This window comes from Kitasatospora sp. NPDC059803, assembly GCF_042732255.1.
Lineage (GTDB): Bacteria > Actinomycetota > Actinomycetes > Streptomycetales > Streptomycetaceae > Kitasatospora.
In genome coordinates, this window is sequence record NZ_JBHWIJ010000369.1 from 1 (window position 1) to 3,606 (window position 3,606).

The following is a 3,606-nucleotide window of genomic DNA, read 5'->3' on the forward strand; positions in this document are numbered from 1 at the left end:
CGGACGGCGCCCCCGCCCCCCCCGCCCCGCCCCCCCCCCCCCCCCGGGCCGGCCCCCCGGGCCCCGCCCCCCCCCCCCGGCGGCCACCACACCATCCTGTCCCCCCCGGTCGCCCCCGCGGACCGCGGCGACGGCGACCCGCTGCTGTACCACGACGGCCGGTACCGCGTGATCGACCCGAAGCCCTTGAACCCTTGAACCCTTGACATCAAACGGAGTTGGCGCATGACACTGCTGGGCACCATCACCGGCCGCGGCGCACCCGCCACCGCCCGCGGCCTGCTGACCGGCGACCGGTACCGGGCCGAACTGGACGACGGCCGCGAGCTCTACCTCGACGGCAAGCGCATCGCGAACCCCGCCGAGCACCCCGCGTTCCGCCCGGCCGTGGACGAACTGGCCCGCCTGATCGACCTCCAGCACGACCCGGCCCACCGCGACCTGCTCACCTGGGAGGACCCGGACAGCGGCCTGCGGCTGGCCCGCGCCTACCAGCCCCCGCGCACCCTGGAGGACCTGCGGCTCCAGCGCCGCAGCGCCGAGCTGTGGCACGCCGAGGCACTCGGACAGCAGGGCCGCTCACCCGCCTTCATGGCCTCGATCGCCGTCGGCGTCTACGACTTCCGGCACCGGCTGGCCGGCGCCGACCCGCGCTTCGGCGCCAACGCCGAGGCGTGGTACCGGCATTGCGCGAGCAACGACCTGGTCCTCTCGCACGCCCTCGGCGACCCGCAGATCGACCGCTCCGCCAACCCGCTCGACGACCCCGACCTCGCCCTGCGCGTCGTGGAGGAGAACGACCGGGGCATCGTGGTGCGCGGCGCCAAGCAGCTCACCACGCTCGCCCCGATCGCCCACGAGGTGCTGGTCTACCTCTCGGCGTCGTTCACCGAGGGCCGGGGCGAGCAGTTCGTGACCTGGTTCGCCCTGCCGCTCAACACCCCCGGCCTGATCACCCTCGCCCGCGAACCGCTCGGCAGCGCCTCCTGGGGGCACGCCCACCCGCTCGGCGCGCGGTTCGACGAGCAGGACGCGATGCTCTTCTTCGACGACGTCCTGGTGCCCTGGGACCGCGTCTTCCTGCTGCGCGACGCGAACCTGGCGCGCACCGGCCTCGGCCGGATCAACGCCTGGAGCGCCTACGTCGGCCACATCCGCTACCGCGAGCGGCTGCGGACCCTGCTGGCCAGTGCCACCCTGGTCGCCGAGTCGATCGGCGTGGACGGCTTCCGCAACATCCAGGAGGACCTGGGCCGCCTCGCCGGGTACGCCGAACTGACCGAGTACTTCCTCGACGCCGCCGAGGCGCGCGGCGGCCTCACCGACGGCGGCCTGTTCGCCCCCGGCGACACGGCGGCCTCCCGGGTCTGGTCGGCCGAGGTGGCCGGCAGCGCGGTCGAGATCGTCCGCAAGATCGGCGCCTCCGGGCTGCTCATCCAGCCCACCGCCGGGGACCTCGCCAACCCCCGGCTGCGCCCGCACCTGGACCGCTACATGCGCGGCCGGGACATCGACGCCGAACGCAAGGCCCGGCTCTTCCGGATCGCCTGGGAGCTGACCGGCGACGGCTTCGGCCAGCGCCAGGACCTCTACGAGTACGTGCACCGGGGCGACCTGGCCCGCAACCGGATCAACCTCTTCAAGCGCTACGACCAGAGCGCCGCCCGCGAACGGCTGCTGAAGCTGGTCGACCAGGGTGTCGCGGAGCAGCCCGGCGCCGCGGAGCCGTCCGCCGCGGAGCAGCCAGCTACCGACCAGCCGTCCACCGCACAGCCGTCCACCGTGGAGGAGAACCAGCCGTGAGCACGTCCGCCGTCGAGATCCAGGCCCGCACCCTCGCGGGGTACGCCGACGCCAGCCGGCTGCGCCAGGTCCAGGACCGTGACTGGGTGCTCGACCAGGTCACCGGAGCCCCCGAGTCCCTGATCGACCTCGGCAGCGGGATCGGCCAGCTGCTCCAGGAGGCTCTGGAGCGCTTCCCCTCCCTGCGGCGCGCCGTCGGCCTGGAACGCTCCGAGCACCGCATCGCCGAGGCCGCCGTCCGGCTCCAGCCCTACGGCGAGCGGGTCGCCCTGCACCGGGCCGACCTCACCGTGCCCGAGCCGCTGCCGTTCCGGGCCGACCTGATCACCCAGACCTCGGTGCTGCACTGGCTGTACCCGGACGAGGAGCGGATCTTCGCCTGGGCCGCCGCCCACCTCGCCCCCGGCGGCCGCTTCCTGCTCACCACCTACCACCCGGCCCGGGACGAGCGCGGCCTCGGCGGCGAGGACGAGCTGGTCCGCGACGCCCTGGTCGCCCTCGGCACCCCGTACGACGAGGTGCCCGGCGTCCTGGAGCGTGCCGGGGTGCTGCCGATCGCGACCCGGACCAGGACCGTCGACGAACTCGCGGCGGTGGTGGGCCCGCACCTCGCGGTGGCCGGCCACCTGGAGCGCGACGCCGTGGTCACCGTCGACGGCGCCGCCCAGTACGAGCACTTCCACGCCGCCACCTTCGGGGACTACTACAGCCGTGCGGTGCCGGCGCAGCAGCGGCCCGCCTTCTTCCGCGCCGTCGGCGAGAGCGCCTGGCGTCGGCAGCAGGAGCGCGGCCACGTCAGCCACATGCCCGTCCGGCTGTGGCAGCTGACGTCTCGTTAACAACATGTGTAGCCCGCCGCTCACCCCTGGGGTGAGCGGCGGGCTGCGTCTACGCTGGTGGCAGCCCACACCCCCGCATTCGACGGCACCGACCAGGGCCGAGGAGCCAACCGTGTCAACTCCCCCCGCAGGCAGGGAACTCGGCGCCTTCCTGCGCGCCCATCGCGAGCTCCTCAAGCCCTCCGACGTCGGCCTCACCGCCACCACCCGGCGCCGCACCCCCGGTCTGCGCCGCGAGGAGGTCGCCTCCCTCTCCGGCGTCGGCCTGGCCTGGTACACCTGGGTCGAGCAGGGGCGGGTCACCGCCTCCCGGCAGGTGCTGGAGGCGATCGCCCGGGTGCTGCGGCTGGACGCGGCCGGGCTGCGGCACGCCATGCGCCTGGCCGGCTACCACGAGCCGACGGCGGCCGCCGCCTCGGAGGACGGTGCCGACCGGCTCGCCGAGGCCATCCGGCCGGTCCTGGACTCCTGGCCCACCAGCCCGGCCGTCCTGCTCGACCGCCACTTCGACCTGCTCGGCTGGAACGCCGCCTGGGTCGCGCTCTGGGGCTCGCCCGAGTTCGTCCCCGCCGACCGGCGCAACCTGATGTGGGTGATGGCCGCCGACCACCGGGTGCGGGCCGTGTTCCGCGACTGGGAACCGCTCGCGATGAACGTCTTCCAGCAGTTCCGGGCGCAGGCCGGCCCCGCCCTGGCCGACCCCCGCACCGGCGAGGTCTACCGGCACCTGGACGAGGACGCGCCCGAGTTCCGGCACTGGTGGGGCTGCCACTCGGTGGCGGAGCTGACCGTCCGCACCGTCACCGTCGAGCCGGCCGGGCTCGGACCGGTCCGGCTGACGCTGTCGTCCTTCCACCCGGTGGACGACCCGACCGCGACGGTGCTGCTGTTCACCCCGCACGGCGCCGCCGCCCCGGCCGCGGGGTGCCAAAACATCGCCTAACACAATAGGCGCGCGCGCGGC

3 protein-coding genes are annotated in these 3,606 nt (G+C 74.7%); all 3 read left to right on the forward strand.

All coding sequences use genetic code 11. The features are described from left to right. The first annotated feature begins 225 nt into the window (after positions 1 to 225). The 3 genes from ACFV6I_RS35560 to ACFV6I_RS35570 all read left to right on the forward strand — a co-directional run bounded on the left by ACFV6I_RS35560 (position 226) and on the right by ACFV6I_RS35570 (position 3,585). Positions 226 to 1,803, forward strand: a complete 1,578-nt coding sequence (locus ACFV6I_RS35560; RefSeq protein WP_380430028.1) for a 4-hydroxyphenylacetate 3-hydroxylase family protein — start codon at positions 226 to 228, stop codon at positions 1,801 to 1,803. Then, positions 1,800 to 2,642: a class I SAM-dependent methyltransferase gene (locus ACFV6I_RS35565; RefSeq protein WP_380430031.1), complete on the forward strand. Its 843-nt coding sequence runs from the start codon at positions 1,800 to 1,802 to the stop codon at positions 2,640 to 2,642. The genes ACFV6I_RS35560 and ACFV6I_RS35565 overlap by 4 nt, the downstream gene beginning before the upstream one ends. A gap of 112 nt (positions 2,643 to 2,754) precedes the next feature. Next, entirely contained in the window at positions 2,755 to 3,585 is an 831-nt protein-coding gene (locus tag ACFV6I_RS35570; RefSeq protein ID WP_380430035.1) for a helix-turn-helix domain-containing protein, read from the forward strand. Positions 3,586 to 3,606: the final 21 nt, after the last annotated feature.

Bases quoted from the DNA above. Each gene is read 5' to 3' on its own strand.
- ACFV6I_RS35560 (WP_380430028.1), top strand. From the start codon at position 226: ATGACACTGCTGGGCACCATCACCGGCCGCGGCGCACCCGCCACCGCC.